The 19,247-nt window shown below is 67.7% G+C and carries 18 protein-coding genes and 2 pseudogenes; 11 read left to right on the top strand and 9 right to left on the bottom strand.

What is annotated here, in order from left to right; genetic code table 11:
- The first annotated feature begins 88 nt into the window (after positions 1–88).
- Positions 89–850 carry a DUF3800 domain-containing protein gene (locus N0A20_RS00480; protein ID WP_260582084.1) on the top strand — a complete coding sequence of 254 codons (762 nt, stop codon included), beginning with the start codon at positions 89–91 and terminating at the stop codon, positions 848–850.
- A gap of 315 nt (positions 851–1,165) precedes the next feature.
- Here the strand turns inward: N0A20_RS00480 and N0A20_RS00475 are convergent.
- Positions 1,166–1,474: pseudogene (locus N0A20_RS00475) on the bottom strand (transposase); the annotation flags it as partial.
- 27 nt (positions 1,475–1,501) lie between these two features.
- Positions 1,502–2,413, bottom strand: coding sequence for a polyphosphate kinase 2 (ppk2, locus tag N0A20_RS00470; RefSeq protein WP_260582082.1), 912 nt, complete (start codon positions 2,411–2,413; stop codon positions 1,502–1,504).
- 158 nt (positions 2,414–2,571) lie between these two features.
- Here ppk2 and N0A20_RS00465 point away from each other — a divergent pair, with 158 nt between their 5' ends.
- The 4 genes from N0A20_RS00465 (at position 2,572) to N0A20_RS00450 (ending at position 5,957) form a co-directional block, all read left to right on the top strand.
- The gene (locus N0A20_RS00465; RefSeq protein WP_260582081.1) at positions 2,572–4,230 is read left to right on the top strand and encodes a M20/M25/M40 family metallo-hydrolase; all 1,659 of its coding nucleotides are present in this window, start codon (positions 2,572–2,574) and stop codon (positions 4,228–4,230) included.
- A gap of 152 nt (positions 4,231–4,382) precedes the next feature.
- Positions 4,383–4,643: a hypothetical protein gene (locus N0A20_RS00460; protein ID WP_260582080.1), complete on the top strand. Its 261-nt coding sequence runs from the start codon at positions 4,383–4,385 to the stop codon at positions 4,641–4,643.
- Positions 4,640–5,215, top strand: coding sequence for a hypothetical protein (locus N0A20_RS00455; protein ID WP_260582079.1), 576 nt, complete (start codon positions 4,640–4,642; stop codon positions 5,213–5,215). Before N0A20_RS00460 ends, N0A20_RS00455 begins: the two co-directional genes overlap by 4 nt.
- Positions 5,190–5,957: a L,D-transpeptidase family protein gene (locus N0A20_RS00450; RefSeq protein WP_260582078.1), complete on the top strand. Its 768-nt coding sequence runs from the start codon at positions 5,190–5,192 to the stop codon at positions 5,955–5,957. The genes N0A20_RS00455 and N0A20_RS00450 overlap by 26 nt, the downstream gene beginning before the upstream one ends.
- Positions 5,958–6,243: 286 nt before the next feature.
- Here N0A20_RS00450 and N0A20_RS00445 read toward each other — a convergent pair whose 3' ends face one another.
- A complete protein-coding gene (locus N0A20_RS00445; RefSeq protein ID WP_260582077.1) occupies positions 6,244–7,590 on the bottom strand; it encodes a PLP-dependent aminotransferase family protein in 1,347 nt (448 codons plus the stop codon).
- Positions 7,583–8,023, bottom strand: coding sequence for a DUF983 domain-containing protein (locus N0A20_RS00440; protein WP_409574705.1), 441 nt, complete (start codon positions 8,021–8,023; stop codon positions 7,583–7,585). Before N0A20_RS00440 ends, N0A20_RS00445 begins: the two co-directional genes overlap by 8 nt.
- A 575-nt stretch (positions 8,024–8,598) precedes the next feature.
- On the opposite strand from N0A20_RS00440, the gene N0A20_RS00435 reads away from it, so the two are divergent.
- From N0A20_RS00435 to N0A20_RS00415, 5 genes are all read left to right on the top strand, one after another.
- The gene (locus tag N0A20_RS00435; RefSeq protein ID WP_260582076.1) at positions 8,599–9,810 is read left to right on the top strand and encodes a TonB-dependent receptor plug domain-containing protein; all 1,212 of its coding nucleotides are present in this window, start codon (positions 8,599–8,601) and stop codon (positions 9,808–9,810) included.
- Positions 9,777–10,871 (top strand): TonB-dependent receptor domain-containing protein, encoded by a 1,095-nt coding sequence (locus tag N0A20_RS00430; RefSeq protein WP_260582075.1) that lies wholly within the window; start codon positions 9,777–9,779, stop codon positions 10,869–10,871. The genes N0A20_RS00435 and N0A20_RS00430 overlap by 34 nt, the downstream gene beginning before the upstream one ends.
- The gene (locus N0A20_RS00425) at positions 10,793–10,981 is read left to right on the top strand and encodes a TonB-dependent receptor (RefSeq protein ID WP_260582074.1); all 189 of its coding nucleotides are present in this window, start codon (positions 10,793–10,795) and stop codon (positions 10,979–10,981) included. The genes N0A20_RS00430 and N0A20_RS00425 overlap by 79 nt, the downstream gene beginning before the upstream one ends.
- Positions 10,982–11,060: 79 nt before the next feature.
- The gene (locus tag N0A20_RS00420; protein WP_260582073.1) at positions 11,061–11,636 is read left to right on the top strand and encodes a phosphoribosyltransferase; all 576 of its coding nucleotides are present in this window, start codon (positions 11,061–11,063) and stop codon (positions 11,634–11,636) included.
- Positions 11,528–12,655: an adenosine deaminase gene (locus tag N0A20_RS00415; protein ID WP_260582072.1), complete on the top strand. Its 1,128-nt coding sequence runs from the start codon at positions 11,528–11,530 to the stop codon at positions 12,653–12,655. Before N0A20_RS00420 ends, N0A20_RS00415 begins: the two co-directional genes overlap by 109 nt.
- 6 nt (positions 12,656–12,661) lie before the next feature.
- On the opposite strand, the pseudogene N0A20_RS00410 reads toward N0A20_RS00415, so the two are convergent.
- The 4 genes and pseudogenes from N0A20_RS00410 to N0A20_RS00395 all read right to left on the bottom strand — a co-directional run bounded on the left by N0A20_RS00410 (position 12,662) and on the right by N0A20_RS00395 (position 18,090).
- Positions 12,662–13,703: pseudogene (locus tag N0A20_RS00410) on the bottom strand (rod shape-determining protein).
- A 181-nt stretch (positions 13,704–13,884) separates the two neighbouring features.
- Positions 13,885–15,438: a DHA2 family efflux MFS transporter permease subunit gene (locus tag N0A20_RS00405; protein WP_260582071.1), complete on the bottom strand. Its 1,554-nt coding sequence runs from the start codon at positions 15,436–15,438 to the stop codon at positions 13,885–13,887.
- 127 nt (positions 15,439–15,565) lie between these two features.
- Positions 15,566–16,717, bottom strand: a complete 1,152-nt coding sequence (locus tag N0A20_RS00400; RefSeq protein ID WP_260582070.1) for an efflux RND transporter periplasmic adaptor subunit — start codon at positions 16,715–16,717, stop codon at positions 15,566–15,568.
- The gene (locus tag N0A20_RS00395) at positions 16,717–18,090 is read right to left on the bottom strand and encodes an efflux transporter outer membrane subunit (RefSeq protein ID WP_409574704.1); all 1,374 of its coding nucleotides are present in this window, start codon (positions 18,088–18,090) and stop codon (positions 16,717–16,719) included. Before N0A20_RS00395 ends, N0A20_RS00400 begins: the two co-directional genes overlap by 1 nt.
- Positions 18,091–18,209: 119 nt before the next feature.
- Here N0A20_RS00395 and N0A20_RS00390 point away from each other — a divergent pair, with 119 nt between their 5' ends.
- A complete protein-coding gene (locus N0A20_RS00390; protein ID WP_260582067.1) occupies positions 18,210–18,848 on the top strand; it encodes a TetR/AcrR family transcriptional regulator in 639 nt (212 codons plus the stop codon).
- A gap of 4 nt (positions 18,849–18,852) precedes the next feature.
- On the opposite strand, the gene N0A20_RS00385 is transcribed toward N0A20_RS00390, so the two are convergent.
- Complete coding sequence (locus N0A20_RS00385; RefSeq protein ID WP_312846580.1) at positions 18,853–19,236, bottom strand: reverse transcriptase-like protein; 384 nt, start codon at positions 19,234–19,236, stop codon at positions 18,853–18,855.
- Positions 19,237–19,247 lie beyond the last annotated feature (11 nt).

Raw genomic sequence — 19,247 nt, 5'->3', positions numbered from 1 at the left:
GGGATCATCGTCACATTCTAGTTCCGGCGCTGCTGCCTCGAACTTTTTGCTTTGACTCAAAGTGGTCAAAGGTGCTGCTTTCTCCGTCATGGCGAACAATCCTCCTGAATACGGCTACATTGCATATATCGACGAAGCTGGTGACCCCGGCACGCGGCGCGTTCGTCCCATCGATCCAAACGGCGCCAGCGAATGGTTGGTCCTCAGCGCAGTCGTAATTCGGGCGTCGCGAGAGCCGACCGTCAAGACCTGGTTGTCGAATATTGTGAACCATCTGGATATTCGCCAACGCTCGGATCTGCATTATCGAACATTGTCGCCAACACGAAAGTTGGTGGCTGGGCAGATGATTGCACAACTCCCCCTTCGCGGCTTTGCGATTTGCTCGAACAAAAAAAACATGCGCGACTACAAGAATGCACGCGCCTCAAAAATCCCGTCGCAACAATGGTTCTACAACTGGTGCATCCGTTTGCTCTTGGAGCGCGTGACAGCATTCTGCGCTGGGCGCACCATGGCCGACCACGGAAAGCAACTACCGGTGAAGATCGAGTTCTCCGAGCGCGGCGGCGTCCGATACAGCCAGACTGCGGCCTATCAATATTACCTCAAGCTGCAGCAAGAGGGTAACAACATCTACCTCAAGAAGCGCGAACCGGTGACCAAGATGTTAGACTGGCACCTAATGGAAGCGCATCCCCACGCCGAGCGCGCTGGGCTGCAATTGTCCGATTTCGTCGCCAGTTCGTTCTACCAAGCGATTGACTGCCTAGGCCCCGGCGAGTGGGACACTGCGGCTAACCAAAGCGCTAAAGCCGATCATGGCAAAAGAGGGTGGCTTTCCCCATGATTTCGGCGTCGCGCTATTCCCAACGCCCGCGTGGCGCGCCGAACTCACTCCCGACCAGCGAACAATATTTGCGGAGTATGGATACGATTTTGCAAGGTGGTAGGCCCCCGGCACCCGGACCTTGTGTGCGTTTAGGTTACCATCCTAAGGGCAACCGTCACTCAAGGGGCGGAAAGTTCTTTCCTCAATCCACGGGGCTTATCCGGCGTTGCCTACCACCGCCAGAATCGCCGAAAAACGCCTAAAAGTCAAGATTCGTCCAACGAATCCATAAACTTAAAGCTAAGCCGTTGAGGTTGAGTCGTTTTCTCGACCTTACGCGGTCGCTTCGTCGTCAATCCGCCGGTAGGTAAGGCGCTTCCCGACGATGCCGCGCGCCGCCTCGCGAGCACGGCCCCTGTCATCAATGCCGTTCGCCTGACGAGTGTTATAGCGGAACTCGAACTCAGCCAGATAGCGATGCAGATGCTGCTCGCCGCAATGCTGATAGACGCCCTTCATGCCGCGCTTGAAGATCGAGAAGGCGCCTTCGACGGTGTTGGTATGGATGGTGCGGGCGCTGTAATCGACGTGCTGGCGGGCGCCGTGGAGCGTCGTGCCATGCTCGGCGAACTCGCGGCCGATTGGTAAATTCTGTCTCTGTGTCCGGCCTCAGTACCGCTCGGACACATACATCTCCGGCGGCACGGGGTGCCGCACATAATCGGCGTGGCGGACGCGGTCGGGCAGCACGACCGGCGATTTCTCCACTTCCCGATAGGGGATCTGTTCCAGCAGATGCGCGATGCAGTTCAGCCGCGCCTTCTTCTTGTCGACCGCCTCGACGATCCACCACGGCGCCTCGGCGATATGCGTGCGCTCCAGCATATCCTCCTTGGCGAGCGTATAATCCTCCCAGCGCCGCCGCGATTCGACGTCCATCGGCGACAGCTTCCACTGTTTCAGCGGGTCGTGGATGCGCATCTGGAACCGGAACTGCTGCTCCTCGTCGGTGATCGAGAACCAATATTTGACCAGGATGATCCCCGACCGCACCAGCATCCGCTCGAACTCGGGCACCGATCGGAAAAACTCCTCGCATTCCTCCTCGGTGCAAAAGCCCATGACGCGCTCGACCCCGGCGCGGTTGTACCAGCTGCGGTCGAACAGCGCGATCTCGCCCGCCGCGGGCAAGTGCGGGACGTAACGCTGGAAATACCATTGCGTCCGCTCGCGCTCGCTGGGGGCGGGCAGCGCGACGACGCGGCACACGCGCGGGTTCAGCCGCTGGGTGATGCGCTTGATCGCCCCGCCCTTGCCCGCCGAATCGCGTCCCTCGAACAGCACCGCGACCTTCAGCCCCTGTGTCTGGACCCAATCCTGCAGCACGACCAGTTCGTGCTGCAGCCGGAACAGCTCGCGAAAATAGACACGGCGGTCCAGCGCCTCGCGGTCGGGGTGGTCGGACAGGTCGGCGAGCAGCGCGTCGAGCTGGCTCTCGTCCATCTCCATCTCCAGCTCCTCGTCGAAGCTGTCGGCGATTTCATCCTTGATACGGTCGAGGTCGGAAAGGCTGTCGTCCATCGTCGCGCTCCTGCGGTCCCCCGCGATGCTATGAACGCATGATTGCCGCGATGTGACACGGCGGGGCCAAGCCCACGCCGGCTCCCTTCATCGCACGCTGGCGGCGGCCGCCGACCGCGGCTAGGCTCCGCCCCAACAGCAACCGGGAACCTCATGTCATGTCTCTCCGCCTCGCCGCCGCCCTGATCGCCGCCCTCCTCGCCGCCCCCGCCGCCGCGCAGGACATCTCCGCCGCGAACCTCACCGAGACCGTGCGCACCCTCGCCTCCGGCCAGTTCCAGGGCCGCGCCCCCGGCACCGTGGGGGAGGAACGCACCATCGGCTATCTGATCGGCCGGCTGCAGGCGCTCGGGCTCGAACCCGGCGGCGTCGATGGCGGCTGGACCCAGCCGGTTCCGCTGCTCCACACCCGCCTCGGTTCGCCCGCGAAGCTGCAGTTCGAGCGCGCCGGCCATCATAATGTCCAGCCGCTGATCCAGGGCACCGACATCTATGTCTCGACGCTCCAGCCGGCCGATGTCGCCGCGGTCGCCGCGGCGCCGCTCGTCTTCGTCGGCTATGGCGTCCACGCCCCCGAACGCGGCTGGGACGATTTCAAGGGCGTCGACCTTCGGGGCAAGGTCGCGGTCTTCCTGATCAACGACCCCGATTTCGCGGCGCAGCCGGGCGAGCCTGTCGCGGGCCGGTTCGGCGGCAAGACCATGACCTATTACGGCCGCTGGACCTACAAGTTCGAGGAGGCCGCGCGCCGCGGCGCCATCGCCGCGCTGATCGTCCACGACGAGGGCGGCGTCGGCTACGGCTGGAACGTCGTGAAGGCACCGGCGGGCGAAAATTACGGCCTCGTCGTCCCGCCCGAAAAGCGCAGCTCGCTGCAGCTTCAGGGCTGGATCGCGCACGATGTCGCCGACCGGATGTTCGCCGACCTCGGCCTCGACCTCGACCAGCTCCGCGCCACCGCGCGCCGCGCCGACTTCCGCCCGGTGGCGCTGCGCGGCGTGACGCTGGAGGCCGAAATCCCGGTCGCCCACGAAGTCGTGCAGAGCCAGAACGTCCTCGCGCGTATCCCCGGCGCCACGCGTCCCGACGAGGTGGTGATGTACGGCGCGCACTGGGACGCCTATGGCGAGGGCAAGCCCGACGCGCAGGGCCGCATCTACCGCGCCGGCGCCAACGACGACGCGCTCGGCGTCGCGGGCCTGTTCGAGATCGCCCGCGCCTTCAAGACGGCGCCCGCCCCCGACCGCAGCCTCGTCTTCGCCTTCTGGACCGCCGAGGAACGCGGCCTGCTCGGTTCCGAGGCCTATGCGCAGAACCCCGTCTATCGGCACGAAAAGACCGTCGCCAATCTCGGCCTCGACATCCTGCAGACCGCGGGCAGGGCGCGCGACGTCATCCTCGTCGGCAAGGGCCAGGGCAGTCTCGAGGACGACCTCGCCCGCCTCGCCGCGGCGCAGGGCCGCACCGTCAGCGTCGAAAGCCTCCCCGAACGCGGCCTCTTCTACCGCGCCGACCATTTCTCGATGGCCAAGCGCGGCGTCCCCGTCCTCCTCATGATGGGCATCGCCGGCGCTTCCGACCTCGTCGACGGCGGCACCGCGGCGGGCCAGAAATGGGTCGATGACTATACCGGCAATTGCTACCATCAGGCCTGCGACGCCTGGGACGAAAGCTGGAATCTCGACGGCGCGGTGCAGGACATCGAGCTGTTCCGCGCGATCGGCGACGAGCTCGCCCGCTCGGCCAGATGGCCCGGCTGGAAGGACGGCAGCGAGTTCAAGGCGATCCGCGACGCCAGCGCCGCCGCACGCCAATAGCCGCCGCCAGGACGTCACCTCTCGTCGCGCAAACCACTCCGCTGGCCGCGCCCCCGCCGCGCGCCTGCAACAATGGCCCGCGGCCCGCGTAGCCGAAGGTGCAAGCGCCGGGGGAATCCCCGCCCCTGCGCCTTTTCCAAGGAGCGATCCCCATGCGTTTCACCCCCCTCATCGTCACCGGGGCGACCGCCCTGCTGCTGTCGGCCTGCTCGAACAGCGAGGAAGTCGCCTATGCGCCCCCGCCGCCGCCGGGCGCGGTTGCGGGCAGCGTCGCCGCCGACCGCGACGGCGACGGCATCATCGACGGCTATTATACCTCGGACGGCGTCTATCATCCGAACCAGCTCGGCCTATGCCCCGCCGCCACCCCCGCCGCCGACCCGCGTGGGCGAAAAGGGCTGATCGCCCGTTGAACCCCACGATTTCGCGGGGGATGCAGCACCGCTGCATTCCCCTGTTTCTCGCTCTCGCCGCCGTCGCCGCCCCGGCAACGGCCCTCGCCGCGCCCGCAAACGCCAGCGCGACGGCGGGCTTCGACATCGCCCTGCGCGACCAGGCGGGCGGCGACCTCGAACGCTTCTACGCCGAACGCGGCTACAAGCCGCTCTGGGTCCGCGGCGGCAAGCTCGGGCCGCAAGCCGCGACCCTGCTCTCCTGGCTGGATTCGGCCGCTCTCGACGGCCTCAAACCCAAAAGCTACCGCCCCGACAAAATCCGCACCCTCGTCCGCGACGCGCAGGGCGGCGATGCACAGGCGCTCGCCCGCGCCGAACTCGCGCTGTCCGAAGCCTTCGCCGCCTTCGTCCGCGACCAGCGCAAACCCGGCAAGGACCGCACCATCTACGCCGACAAGGCGCTGAGGCCCAAGGCCCCCGGCACCCTCACCGTGCTGCGCGCTGCGGCCTTCCCGAAGGATTTCGCCGCCTATGTGTCCGGCATGGACTGGATGAGCGAAGACTATGTCCGCCTCCGCACCCTCGCCTAGCCAGGCGCGCAAACAGGGCGCCTCGCGCGATCAGCTCGAACGCCTGGCTCTCAACCTCGACCGCGCGCGTCTGCTGCCCGGTCCCTGGGTGCATCATGTCGTCGTCGATGCCTCCTCGGGCCAACTCAGCTATTACAGCGCCGGCAAGCGCGTCGGCACGATGCGCGTCGTCGTCGGCGCCGCCGCCACCCCGACCCCGCTGCTCGCGGGCAAGCTGCAATGGGCGATCCTCAATCCCTATTGGAACGTCCCCGACTATCTCGCGCAGAACAGCATCGCGCCCAAGGTTCTCGTCGGCCGCAGCCTCGCCTCGCTGCGCATGGAGGCGCTGTCGGACTGGGGCCCCGCCGCGCGCAAGCTCGACCCGTCCGAAATCGACTGGCACGCCGTCGCCGCGGGCGACCGCGTGCTGCGCCTGCGCGAACTGCCCGGCGGCGCCAATTCGATGGGCCGCGTCAAATATCTCTTCCCGAACAAGCTCGGCATCTATCTCCACGACACGCCCGACCGCGACCTGCTCAAGAAGGACGACCGCCACTTTTCGAACGGCTGCATCCGCCTCGAAAACGCCGCCGAACTCGGCCAGTGGCTGCTGCAACGCCCGGTCAAAGCCAAATCGAACGCCCCCGAACAGGCCGTCGCGCTTCCGCACGAAGTCCCGGTCTACCTGACCTACATCACCGCCGTGGCGACCAAGAAGGGCGTCGCCTTCCGCGAGGATGTATACGGGCGGGATGGGTAGAAGATCCTCCCCCAACGGGGGAGGGGGACCACCCGAAGGGTGGTGGAGGGGCACAGGCGGTTTGCCTTGCCGGTGAGGTCGTGCCTTGCGGCCGGGTTGCCGGAAAACGGAGTTCTTTGAGTCTGGCGCCGCGTAAACCGCCTGTGCCCCTCCACCAGCTTCGCTGGTCCCCCTCCCCGTTCCGGGGAGGATCGGCATCGTCCGCTCCCCACCCCAATCCCGACAGGCCGCTTGGGTTTGCAAAGGATATGATCGCCCGCCTGCAGGAGGCGAGAGGAAAGACATGCTACCGCCCGTCGACCCCCAACTCCATCTCCAGCACCGTCAGCCCCCGCGCCAGCGCCTCGCGCGTCACCGCGCCGCCCAGCGACACGCGCAGCGCCGCCCCGCCGCCCGCCCCCGCCGCAAAGGCATCGGCGGGGATCGCGGTGATCCCGGCCCCGCGCAAGGCCTCCGCGATCCGCCCCTGATCGGCCCCGGCGGGGAGCGGCACCCACAGATGATAGCCGCAGCGATGCGCCGCATAGGAACCCGGGGGCAGGGTCGACGCCGCGATGCCCTGCCGCGCCACCGCCTCGGCGCGCGTCTCGGCGGTCAGCCGGTCGTAACTCCCGTCCTCCAGCCAGCGCGTCACCAGCGCCGCGTCGAGCGGCGGCGCCATCACACAGCTCTTGTGGACCTCCGCCGCCAGCGCCAGCGCATCGCGCACCGACGGCGCCCGCACATGCGCGACGCGCAGCGCGGGCGACAATATCTTGGAACAGCTCGCGACATAGGTGCCGAGTTCGGGCGCGAAACAGGTCAGCGGCGCGATCGTCCGGTCGGGCAGCTGGCCATAGGCATCGTCCTCGATGATCCGCACCCCGTGCCGCCGCGCGACCTCGGCCAGCGCGCGCCGCTCGCCTTCATCCAGCGTGTACGCCGTCGGATTGTCGTTGGTCGGCACCACATAAAGCGCCGCCACCTTCGTGGTCCGGCACAGCGCCTCCAGCGCATCGGCGTCCAGCGCCGCCAGCGGCGCCAGCGTCAGCCCCGTCTTGCGCGCGAGTTGCAGGAACACCGAATAGACGTGCACGCCGCACGCCACGACATCGCCGGGCTTCAGCGTCGCCGCGACGATCGCGTGCAGCGCGTTCTGCGCGCCCGCGGTCACGATCACCTCGTCCGCCGAACAATCGAGCCCCAGCCGCGCGAAGATCGCCGCGCCTGCGGCGCGGTCGGCGGCGCGCCCGCCCGCGGGCACATAATGCAGCCGCCCGCCCGCGCCCGGCGCGCGCAGCAGGGCGCTGGCGGTGCGCTCCCACGCCGCGAGCAGCGACCCGCCCGCGACCTCGGGCGGCATGTTCATGCCGGTGTCGAGCGGCGGCGGCCCCGCCGCGATCGCGTCCTGCGGCAGGATGAAGCTCCCCGCCCGCCCGCGCGCGCCGATCAGCCCGCGCTGCCGCGCCTGTTCATATCCCTTGGTGACCGTGGTCAGATCGACGCCCAGCCGCGCCGCCAGGTCGCGCTGCGGCGGCAGGCGGTCGCCCGCGCGCAGCCGCCCCGTCTCGACCGCCGCCGCGATGCCGTCGGCGATCGCCAGATATTTGGCGCCCGGCGCCGCGCTCAGGTCGGGAACCCATGGTTCAGCCATCGTGCTCCCCGGTCTCCTCCCCCTTTGCCCGGGCATTCAGCCCGGCCCACAGCGCGCCGGTCCCCGCTTCCTGCGCCTTGTTCACATATTGCGACGCGACGAGCCAGCCCTTGATTGGGTGCAGCACCAGCAGGCAGGGGATGACCATCAGCGGCACCGAGGTGACCAGATGCACCCACCAGGGCGGATTGAGCGCGACCTCGAACCACACCACGAGGAACAGCAGCGGAAAGGCCACGAAGCACAGCGAGAAAAACGCCGGCCCGTCGTCGGGCGTAGCGAAATCATAATCGAGCCCGCACGCCTCGCAGCGGTCGGTGACCTTCAGCCAGCGCCGGAACATCCTGCCCTCGCCGCAGCGCGGACACAGGCCATGCAGCCCCGTCCGATAGATCCACCGCCATTTGTCGCGGCCTTCCAGCTCGCTTGTCATCGCCATCATCCTGCATGTTACCGTGCATATATCCATACACAATACCATACATAATAGCGAGTGCGCCATGAGTCCAGAGGCGCCGCGAACAATGCCGCGCCTGTCACGCCGCTTTCACGAACCCTGCCTAACCGCCCCTTGCGACAGGCGATGATGTCTTTTGCAAACCCAGGACGGGAATGGGGGGTATCGGGCGGAAGCGGACGTTGGAATAGATCAGGCCCTCCCCTTCAGGGGAGGGCAGCGAGACTTACGAACTTGTTCGTTAGTCGCAGCGGGTGGGGTCCATCGGCCTTGCGCAAGGCCGATGGACCCCACCCCAACCCCCTCCCCTGAAGGGGAGGGGCTTTATGTCCGCCTCCCACCCCGATCCCGACCGGCCGCTTGGGTTTGCAAAAGACATCATCGCCTTCCGAAAAAAGGAAAAACCATGACCTTCAAACCAACCGCCTTGCTGCTCTCCACCAGCCTCTCCGTCCTCGCCGCTCGGCGCCGCTCAGGCGCAGGAAAGCGACGAAGGCGACACCATCGTCGTCACCGCGCAGCTGCGCGAACAGAATCCGATCGAGGTTCCGATGACGCTCAGCGTCGTCGGCGGCGGCGATCTCGAACGCCTCGGCATCCAGGATTTCGAGGAATTGTCGCGCTTCGTGCCCGGCTTCGAGGTCCAGAACCAGTCGCCGAACAACCCCGGCTTCGTGATTCGCGGCATCACCTCCGACAGCGGCGCCGCGACCAACGAACCGCGCGTCTCGCTCTATCAGGACGGCGTGTCGATCTCGAAATCGCGCGGCTCCTATGTCGAATTGTTCGACATCGACCGCGTCGAGGTCGCCAAGGGTCCGCAATCGACCCTCTATGGCCGCGGCGCGCTGATCGGGGCGGTCAACATCATCCAGAACAAGGCGCGCGTCGGCCGCAACGAGGGCGCCTTCGGCATCTCCTACGGCAATTTCGACGGCTGGACCGCCGATGCGATGGGCAATGCCGCGATCGGCGACAATGCCGCGATCCGCCTCGCGGGGCGGGTGCGGATGCGCGACGGCACCGTCGAGAACCTGCTCGGCGGAGAGGATTACAATTCGGTCGACACGCGCGCCGTGCGCGGCGCGTTCCGCGCCGAAACCGGCGGCCTGACCTTCGACCTCATCGGCAATTACCAGGAGGATCATCCGAACGGCACCGCGTTCAAGTCGATCGCCTACAACCCCACCGATCCCGTGACCGGCGCCGTGATCGGCGACCGCGGGCGCAACAGCGGCGCGGCGCTCGCCCCGGGGGCGGGCTTCGAGGACAATCGTCCGCTGGGCCTCGACCGCACGGTCTGGGGTGTCACCGGCATCGCCGGGCTCGATCTCGGCGGCGATTTTTCGCTGCACGCGACGACCGCCTACCGCCGCTTCAAGGCGCTCGAAATCTTCGACGCCGACGGCCTCTCGCTGCCGGTGCTGACCGCGGCGGAGGATGCGCGCGGACGCCAGTTCAGCCAGGACCTGCGCCTCGCCTATGAAGGCGACCGGATCAGCGCCTTCGTCGGCGCCAGCTATTTTTACGAAAACGGTAGCCAGCGCACCCCCGCGCAGTTCGACGAACGCGTCGCGCTGGCCCGCCTCGCGGGCGTGCTGAACGGCGGCGGCGCGATTCCCGGCCGCCCCGCGACCGATCCCGCGCCGCTCGCGCTGTTCGCCAACCCCGCCTTCACCAGCCAGCTGCTCCAGGGCGTCGCCGGTGCCTATGGCGTCCTGCTGCCGGCATGGCGCAGGCGCAGGCGATCGCCGCCAATCTGAAGCCCGGCCACCTCGAAACCTCGACCAACGAATCGCGCACCCGCGCGATCGACCTCTATGGCGACGCGACCTTCCACGTCACCGACCGCTTCGAGATCGGCGGCGGGCTGCGCTACAGCCACGACAGCAAGCGCAGCCGCTACACCGCCGCCGTGCTCAACGGCCGCTCGATCCTCGGCGGTTTCATCGGCGCGCTGTCGCAGCCGGCGGCGGTCCGCACCGCGCTGCTCCAGGCGCTCGCGGTGCCCGGCGCCGCGACGATCCCGCCCTCGGCAGTCTATCCGGTGCCGCTGTTCGGCCTCGGCGCGCAGCCGACCGACGGCAACGGCTCCATCGAGGAAGCGACGCTCAAGAGCGACGGTTTCTCGTGGCGCGTCACCGCGCGCTATGCGCCGACCGGCGACAGCAGCCTCTATGCGACCTATGCGCGCGGCCGCCGCCCCGAAATCCTCGCGCCGCAGGGCCCCGGCGCGCCTTTCGGTCCGGTGCGCTTCAACATCCTGCCCGACGAGACGGTCGACAGCTATGAAGTGGGCTTCAAGACCGCGCTCGCCGACCGCACCCTGTTCGTCGACGGCGCCGCCTTCCTCTACGATTACAGCGATTTCCAGACCACGGTGCAACAGGGGACGCAATTCGTCGTCACCAATGCCGGCAAGGCGCGCGGCTATGGTTTCGAGGGCCAGGTCCGCTGGGTGCCGAGCGACGCGGTGACGCTGTTCGGCTCCTATGCCTATAACCACAGCCGCTTCCGCACCGGCGCGCGCGACGGCAATCATTTCCGCCTCAGCCCCGATCACAGCGCCGCGATCGGCGCGATCGCCGGCGTGCCGCTCGGCGACGGCCGGATCACCTTCACCCCCAGCGCGACATATCAGTCGAAGATCTTCTTCGACGACGACAACGACCGCCCCGACCTGCAACAGCCGCTGCAGCGGCGCTCGTCGCCGACGATATCCAGGACGAGTTCCAGAAGCCCTATGTGCTGGTCAACGCGCGCCTCGGCTACGAAGCGGAGGGCGGCGGCTGGCGGATCGAGGCATTCGCCGACAATCTGCTGAACCGCAAATATATCATGGACGCGGGCAACACCGGCGACAGCCTCGGCCTGCCGACCTTCATCGCGGGGACCCCGCGCACTTACGGGGTTGCGGCCAGCTTCCGCTTCTGATCCGCAGCGGATGGCGCCCCGGTTCCGGCGGGGCGCCATCCATATTGTGCGGCGCGACAAAAACGGTCAAACTCGCGCGATGACGACCGACAAGATTTTCATCAGCGCCAACGACCTCCTCGCCGATTCGCTCCGCCTCGGTATGCAGGTGGTCGAAAGCGGGTTCCGGCCGACCCATCTCGTCGGCATCTGGCGCGGCGGCGCGCCGGTCGGCATCGCGGTGCAGGAACTGCTCGACTATCACGGCCAGCACTGCGACCACATCGCGATCCGCACCTCCTCCTACAAAGGCATCGACCGGCAGGACCCGGAGGTGAAGGTGTTCGCGCTCGGCTATCTCATCGACACGCTCAACCCCGGCGACCGGCTGCTGATAATAGACGATGTCTTCGACTCAGGCCGCAGCATCCGAGCCTTCCTCTCCGAATTGCAGGCGCGCTGCCGCTGCAATATGCCGCGCGACATCCGCATCGCCACCGTCTGGTACAAGCCGCGCCGCAACGTCACCGACCTGAAGCCCGACTATTTCGTCCACGAAACCGACCAATGGCTGATCTTCCCGCACGAGATCGACGGGCTGACCGCCGAGGAAATCCGCCGCCACAAGCCCGAGGCGGCGATCATCCTGCGCGAGGAGGAGGTTCCGCATGGCTGAGGGTTTCGCATCATCGGCCGAACGCGCCGCCTTCATCGCTCGGCCTGCCCAAGGCCGAGCTGCACCTCCATATCGAAGGTTCGCTCGAACCCGAGCTGATGTTCGACCTCGCGCAGCGCAACCGGGTCGCCATCCCCTTCGCCAGCGTCGAGGAGGTCCGCGCCGCCTACGCCTTCTCGAACCTCCAGGATTTCCTCGACATCTATTATCAGGGCATGGGGGTGCTCATCGGCGAGCAGGACTTCTACGACCTCACCGCCGCCTATCTCGCCCGCGCCCACGCTGACAACGTCCGCCACGTCGAAATCTTCTTCGACCCGCAGGGACACACCGAACGCGGCGTCGCCTTCGAAACCGTCGTCACCGGCATCACCCGCGCGCTCGACGACGCGAAGACACAGCATGGCATCTCCGCGAAGCTGATCCTCTGTTTCCTCCGTCACCTCAGCGAGGCGGAGGCCGAAGCGACGCTCGATCAGGCACTGCCCTGGCTGCATCGCATCGACGGCGTCGGCCTCGACAGCAGCGAGGTCGGCCATCCCCCCTCGAAATTCGCCCGCGTCTTCGCCCGCGCCCGCGACCTCGGCCTCCGGATCGTCGCCCACGCCGGTGAGGAAGGTCCGCCCGCCTATGTCCACGAGGCGCTCGACCTGCTCCGGGTCGATCGCATCGACCATGGCAACCGCAGCCTCGAAGATCCCGCACTCGTCGCCCGCCTCGCCGCCGAAGGCATGACGCTCACCGTCTGCCCGCTCTCGAACCTCAAGCTCTGCGTCGTCGACGACATTGCCGCCCACCCGCTCAAGACGATGCTCGACGCCGGCCTCGCCGCGACGGTGAACAGCGACGACCCCAGCTATTTCGGTGGCTATGTGAACGCCAATTACCTCGCGGTGGCCGACGCCCTGGACCTGTCGAAAGCCGACCTCGTGACCCTCGCCCGCAACAGCTTCACCGGCTCCTTCCTCGACGAAACGGAAAAGGCGAAACATCTCGCGGCGATCGAGGCTTACGCCTGACCAGACTCACCCCGCGATCAGCACCCCGTGATAGGCGGGCTCCTCGAACGCCATGCCCGCGCCCATCGCGACGCAGATCAGCGCGTTATCGGCCACGCGAACGTCCAGCCCGGTCGCCGCGGCGATCGCTTCGTCGATCCGCCCGAGCAGCGCGCCGCCGCCGGTCAGCGTGATACCCTCGTCGATGATGTCGGCCGACAGTTCGGGCGGCGTCTGTTCCAGCGCGGCGCGCACCGCGCTGACGATCTGGCCGACCGGTTCCGCCAGCGCCTCGGCGATCTCGGCTTCCGACACGCGAGATCTCGGCCGGGCGGCCATTGACCAGGTCGCGTCCCTTTACGCTGATCACCATGCCCTCGCCCTCGGGAGCCACCGCGCAGCCGATTGCCAGCTTCACGCGCTCGGCGGTCATCTCGCCGATCATCAGATTATGCTTGCGGCGGATGTAGGAGGAAATCATCTCGTCCATCTTGTCGCCGCCGACACGCACCGACGTGCTGTACGCGATGCCGCTCAGCGACAGGATCGCGACTTCGGTCGTGCCGCCGCCGATGTCGACCACCATCGCGCCTCTCGGTTCGGCGACCTGCAGCCCCGCGCCGATCGCCGCCGCCAGCGCCTCCTCGACCAGTTGCACCGACACCGCGCCGGCGTTGGTCGCGGCGTCGCGGATCGCGCGGCGCTCAACCATCGTCGATCCCGACGGCACGCAGATCACGACATTGCTGCGTCGCCGCAGTCGGCTCGCGCCGCCCAGCACCTTGTCGATGAAATGCTTGATCATCTGCTCGGCGACGTCGATGTCGGCGATCACCCCATCGCGAAGCGGACGGATCGCCTCGATATTCCCCGGCGTCTTGCCCATCATCAGCTTGGCGTCGTTGCCGACCACCTTGACCCGCCGCACCCCGCCCTGCGTCTCGAGCGCGACGACCGAGGGTTCATTTAGCACGATGCCCTGGCCGCGGGCATAGACGACGGTGTTCACGGTGCCGAGGTCGATCGCCATGTCGTGCGCGGCGGACCCGAAATTGTGGAAGAATTTCATAAAGGAAAAGACGACCTTGTCTGTTTGATGCGGGGGAACGGGCGCGGCCGGGCCCTGCCCCTCTGCGTCCGTTCCGACCGGCTTGTGGCGCGCGCGGGGGTCCGTCAACCGGCGCCATAGCCGGAGCGTTGGTTAATCAGGATCGAACGAAAACGCGGCGCCAGGCCGTGCAGAGACTGCGCTAGTGCGAGGCACCCATCGACACCTGCTTGGGCAAGGGAGCGCACCACACCGCGATCGCGGCGATCACGAACACCACGCCGGCCGCCAGGAACAGGTGTAGCACGCCGATCGTCGCCGCCTGCACGTCGACCAGCCGCTCGACCGCCGCGCGCGCCTGTTCGAGCGTCAGCCCGGCGCGCTGCATCAGGTCCATCGTCTCGGCGGTCCCGTTCATGTGGCCCACCAGTTCGGATCGCGCGATGCGGTTCTGGCTGTCCCACGCCGAGGTCGCGATCGCGGTGCCCATCGCGCCCGACAGTGTGCGCAGGAAACTCATCAGCCCCGCCGCCGACGTCTGCTTCTCCGCCGGCACCGAACTCAGCGCCAGCGCGGTCAGCCCGACGAAGAAAAAGGGCATCCCCATCCCCTGCAACAGATGCGGCAGGGCGAGCGTCCAATAATCGACATCGGCATTCCAGCTCGCGCGCAGCACCGAGATGAAGGCCATCCAGAGGATACCCGCGCTGATCGAGATGCGGATGTCGATCTTGCCGATCAGCCCCGCCGCGACCGGCGACAGCAGCACCGCGAACACCCCGATCCACGCCACGACATATCCGGTGTCGGTCGCGGTATAGCCGGCGACCTGCTGCAGCCACAAAGGCGTCAGCACGACCTGCGCGAAAAAGGCGCCGAACCCCAGCGAGATCGCAACCGTCGCGAAACTGAACCCCCGGAACCGGAACACGCGCAGGTCGACGACCGGATTTTCGTCGGTCAGCTCCCAGATGACGAAGGCGGCGAAGGCGATCGCCGCAACGATCGCGAGCGTCACGATCCAGGTCGATTCGAACCAGTCATGCTCGCGCCCGGTATCGAGCATCAGCTGGAAGGCGCCGACCGACAGCACGAGCAGGATCAGCCCGATGGTGTCGATGCGCGCCTTCGCGCGCCTGGTCTCGAACGGCCGCAGCAGGCTCGCGACCCCGAAGGCGCAGATCGCGACCACCGGCAGGTTGATGAAGAAGATCCAAGGCCACGTCCAATTATCGCTGATCAGCCCGCCCAGGATCGGCCCCAAGATCGGCGCCGTCGTCGTCGTCATCGCCCAGATCGCAAGGCCGATCCCCGCCTTCTCCCTGGGGAAGATGCGCAGCAGCAGGATCTGCGACAGCGGCATCAGCGGCCCGCCCGACAGCCCCTGCAAAATGCGGAAGATGATGAGGCCATCGAGCGTGCGCGAAATGCCGCACAGGAAGGAGAAGATACCGAAGCCGACGATCGAGAAGAGGAACCAGCGCACCGTGCCGAAGCGCATCGCCAGCCAGCCAGTCAGCGGCACGCTGATCGCGTCGGCGACCGCATAGCTGGTGATCACCCACGTCCCCTGCGTCGGCGACACCGCGAGTCCGCCCGCGATATGCGGCACCGACACATTGGCGATCGTGGTGTCGAGCACGACGACGAAATTGGCGAGCGCCAGCGCGAACGCCGCGGCGAACAGCCGCACCCCGGTCAGCGGCGCGGGCTCGTCGGGCAGGGCCGCCGGGGCCGAAGCGGCAGCGCTAGCCACGGTTCACCTCCCGACCTCGTCATTGCGAGGAACCGGAGGCGACGCGGCAATCCAGAGGTGCGGTAACCGCCCTGGATTGCTTCGCTGCGCTCGCAATGACGATGCCATGATGGGCATCGGCCGGGCCCTAATTCCGGCCGCGCGTGTCGATCGTCGCTTCCATCGACAGACCGACGCGCAAGGGATGCGCCTGCAATTCCTTGGGGTCGAGCGCGATGCGCACCGGCAGGCGCTGCACGACCTTCACCCAGTTGCCCGTCGCATTCTGCGCGGGGATCAGCGAAAAGGCCGCGCCGGTGCCGCCCGCGATACCGACGACCTTGCCGTGGAACACCACATCGTCGCCATAATAGTCCGACACCAGTTCGACCGGCTGACCCAGCTTGATGTCCCTGAACTGGCTTTCCTTGTAATTGGCGTCGACATAGGCGGTCGAAATCGGCACGATCGTCATGATCGGCGCCCCCGCCGCGATCCGCTGCCCGACCTGCACCTGCTTGTTCGTCACGATCCCGTCGACCGGCGCGCGGATCACCGTGCGCGCGAGGTCGAGCTCGGCCTTCTCCAGCCGCGCCTGCGCCGCCGCGACATCGGGCGCGGTGTCGATCGTCGTCCCGCGCACCAGCGCCTCGGCGGCGCCGAGGTCGCCCGCCGCCGAACCCTGCGTCGCCTGTGCCGAAGCGATCGCCGCCGAGGCGAGATCACGCGCCGCCGTTGCCGAAACGAGCGCCGCCCGCGCCGCCGTGATTTCCTCCGCCGATACCGCGCCGGTGCCCGAAAGGCTCTCGCGCCGCGCAAGTTCGGCGTGCGCCTTCTCGACCGCGGCATTGGCGTCGCGCAGCCGCGCGCGCGACTGGTTGACGTCGGCGCCGCGCGCGACGACGCGCGCCCGCGCGGCATCGGCATTGGCGCCCGCCTGGCCATAGCGTTGCCGCGCCAGCCGCAGCGCCGCCTCGGCATTGGCCACCGCGAGCTTCGCATCGCTGTCGTCGAGGATGACGAGGATGTCGCCCTTCTTCACCGCCTGCGTGCCCGCGACGCGCACCTCCCGCACCGGCCCCGCGACGAGCGCGGTGACGACGGCGGAATCGGCACCGACATAGGCATTGTCGGTGTGGACCCGCCCCGCCTGCGTCAGATAATACCAGGCCGCCCACAACAGCGCCGCGACCACCACGGCGATCAGCAGGATACGCAGGAACTTGGCACGCTTGGCGCCGTTGGTCCCGGCCTGCTCGGGAGGGGTTTCGGCGGGGATCGCAGCCGTATCGTCGGCCATCATATGTCTCCTGTGGAAGTCTTGTTCCGATAGCCGCCGCCGAGCGCGCGGATCAGCGATATGTCGAGCGCCAGCTGCCGCGCCTCGAGGTCGGCGACGGACCGTGCCAGCGCGACCGCGCTGTCCTCTGCGGTCAGCGCGACGATCTGGTTCGACAGCCCGGCGCGGTAGCGCAGGCCCGCCAGCCTCGCCGCCTCCTCCGCCGCCGCCAGCGCCGCGCGCCGCTCGGTCAACTGCCGCGCATTGGCCTCGCGGCTGCGTACGACATCGGCGACGTCGCGCAGCGCCGCGATCAAGGTCTTGTCATAATTGGCGACTGCGACATCATAGTCGGCCCGCGCACCGCGATAGCGTCCCTGCAACCGCCCGCTGTCGAAGATCGGCAGGGTGAGGGCGACCCCGCCATTGCCATATTCGGACCCCTTGTCGAACAGGTTCGACAGGCCGAGCGACTGCAAGCCGACCAGCGCCGACAGGCTGATATTCGGATAGAAATCGGCGCGCGCGACGTCGATGCGCTTCGCCGCCGCCTCGCCGCGCAGCCTTGCCGCAACGATATCGGGCCGCCGCCCGACGAGCGCGATCCCGGCATCGGCCGGCAACCCCGATGCCCGAACGACCAAAGTCGGGCGCGTGAGCGCCAGCCCGCGATCGGGTCCCGCGCCGACCAGCGCCGCGATGCGGTTGCGGGTCAGCGATATCGCCTCCTCCAGCGCGACGACATCGCCGCGCGCCGCCGCCACGCGGCTTTCGGCCTGCCGCTGCGCCGCCTGATTCTCGATCCCTGCTTTCGCCCGCGCCGCCGACAACTCGGCGCTCGCGCCGCGTACCCGCACCGCGTCCTTCGCGACGTCGAGCGCAGCGAACTGCCCCGCCAGATCGGAATAGGCCGCCGCGATTCCGGTCGCCAGCATCAGCCGCGCCTGCGCCGCATCGACCCGTGCCGCCTCGGCCTCCGACGTCGCCGCCGCCAGCGCCGCGCGGTTCCTGCCCCACAGGTCGAGGTCGAAGGCAAAGGTGGCGGCGACGCGCCCGGTATCCTGGATGCCGTCGGGCACGAACTGCGGCGGGATGCCCATATTCTTGCTCTGCTGGACGCCGCCCGCGCTGCCCTCGACGCCGATCCGCGGCCCGAGCGCCGCCCCCGCCTGCTGCGCCAGCGCATCGGCGGCGCGCACCCGCGCCGCAGCGATCGCGACGTCGGGCGATCCCGCCAGCCCTTCGTCGATCAGCGCGGTCAATTGCGCATCGCCCATCGCCCGCCACCAGCCTTCGGCCGGCCAATCCCCCGCCGCATCGGCAAAGGAGGCGCGCGACTCGAGCGACCCGGCGGCGACCGGCACCGGCTTCGGCCCGACGTCGGGCGTGCTCACGCAACCCGCAAGCAGGCCGAAAAGCGCGGTTGTAAGAATTAAACTGCGGGGCATGGCATCCAACGATACTAGCTGGTATCATGCGCCATTGAACCGCGCACGATGAGTTGTCAATTGAAATGATACCAGCCAGTACAGCCACTATCGACGATGCCGCCGCCGCGCGCCGCAAGGCGTTCGTCGACGCCGGGCGCGCGCTCTTTTTCGCCAACGGCTATGCCGGCACCACCATGTCGTCGATCGCGTCGAAGGTCGGCGGATCGAAGACCACGCTGTGGACCTATTTCCCGTCGAAGGAGGAATTGTTCGCCGCCGTGGTCGACGACATCGTCGGCGAATATGGCACCGCGCTGCACGTCGATCTGCCCCTCGACGAGCCAGTCATCGACGTGCTCACCCGCTTCGGCAATGTGCTGATGACGGCGCTGGTGACGACGCCGCTGCTCTCGCTGTTCCGTCTCGTCGTCGGCGAGGCCGAGCGGTTTCCGCATCTCGCCGAAACCTTCTACGACCGCGGCCCGCGCCGCGGCAAGGCGCGCGCCGCGCTGTGGGTCGCCGCCAAGATGGCGCGCGGCGAATTGCGGCAGGGCGACCCGATGCAGGCGGTCCGGCATTTCGCTGGCCTCTGCCAGTCGGGCGTCTATCAGCAAGCCGTGCTCGGCCTTCCCGAAGGCCGCGAAACGCACCGCCTCGCCGCCGAGGTCGATGCCGCCGTCGACACCTTCTACCGCGCCTGGGGACCGGAAAAGCGCGCCTGACGGATTATCGCCCGTGCAACCGCGCAAGCGCGATCCCCGCCAGATTCTGCGACCGACCGACATGCCGCACCCGCGGCGGCGCACCGTCGCCGACCAGATCGCGATATGCCGCCAGATGCCGCACGGCATCGCCGCGCGCAGCCACGGTTCCGTTCGCCTGCGCCACTACCGCTGCCGCGTCACCGAGCAGCACGAAGTCAGCCAGCCCGCGCGATCTCGCCAGCCGCAACGCCGCGATCAGCGCCAGCCATTCGGCATCCTGGCTGCTGCCGCGCCCGATATCGCGTTCGACATAGGCTACCCCGCCGCAGACGACGGCGATCTCGATCGCTCCCGGATTGGGCCGCGCGCCGCCGTCGAAATAGATTTTGGTCCGCCGCCGCATCATGTCGCGACCAT

It is taken from the genome of Sphingopyxis sp. PET50 (genome assembly GCF_025244705.1).
Taxonomy (GTDB): domain Bacteria; phylum Pseudomonadota; class Alphaproteobacteria; order Sphingomonadales; family Sphingomonadaceae; genus Sphingopyxis.
Note: the sequence above shows the minus strand (reverse complement) of the source record. Positions and strands in the feature narration are given on the sequence as shown.

Excerpts from the sequence above, each read along its gene's own strand:
- N0A20_RS00390 (WP_260582067.1), top strand. The coding sequence starts at position 18,210 with ATGATACCAGCCAGTACAGCCACTATCGACGATGCCGCCGCCGCGCGC.
- N0A20_RS00385 (WP_312846580.1), bottom strand. The coding sequence starts at position 19,236 with ATGATGCGGCGGCGGACCAAAATCTATTTCGACGGCGGCGCGCGGCCC.
- N0A20_RS00420 (WP_260582073.1), top strand. The coding sequence starts at position 11,061 with ATGACGACCGACAAGATTTTCATCAGCGCCAACGACCTCCTCGCCGAT.
- N0A20_RS00445 (WP_260582077.1), bottom strand. The coding sequence starts at position 7,590 with ATGGCTGAACCATGGGTTCCCGACCTGAGCGCGGCGCCGGGCGCCAAA.
- N0A20_RS00460 (WP_260582080.1), top strand. The coding sequence starts at position 4,383 with ATGCGTTTCACCCCCCTCATCGTCACCGGGGCGACCGCCCTGCTGCTG.
- ppk2 (WP_260582082.1), bottom strand. The coding sequence starts at position 2,413 with ATGGACGACAGCCTTTCCGACCTCGACCGTATCAAGGATGAAATCGCC.
- N0A20_RS00480 (WP_260582084.1), top strand. The coding sequence starts at position 89 with ATGGCGAACAATCCTCCTGAATACGGCTACATTGCATATATCGACGAA.
- N0A20_RS00440 (WP_409574705.1), bottom strand. The coding sequence starts at position 8,023 with ATGACAAGCGAGCTGGAAGGCCGCGACAAATGGCGGTGGATCTATCGG.
- N0A20_RS00430 (WP_260582075.1), top strand. The coding sequence starts at position 9,777 with ATGGCGCAGGCGCAGGCGATCGCCGCCAATCTGAAGCCCGGCCACCTC.
- N0A20_RS00435 (WP_260582076.1), top strand. The coding sequence starts at position 8,599 with ATGACGCTCAGCGTCGTCGGCGGCGGCGATCTCGAACGCCTCGGCATC.
- N0A20_RS00400 (WP_260582070.1), bottom strand. The coding sequence starts at position 16,717 with ATGGCCGACGATACGGCTGCGATCCCCGCCGAAACCCCTCCCGAGCAG.
- N0A20_RS00415 (WP_260582072.1), top strand. The coding sequence starts at position 11,528 with ATGGCTGATCTTCCCGCACGAGATCGACGGGCTGACCGCCGAGGAAAT.
- N0A20_RS00450 (WP_260582078.1), top strand. The coding sequence starts at position 5,190 with ATGTCCGCCTCCGCACCCTCGCCTAGCCAGGCGCGCAAACAGGGCGCC.
- N0A20_RS00465 (WP_260582081.1), top strand. The coding sequence starts at position 2,572 with ATGTCTCTCCGCCTCGCCGCCGCCCTGATCGCCGCCCTCCTCGCCGCC.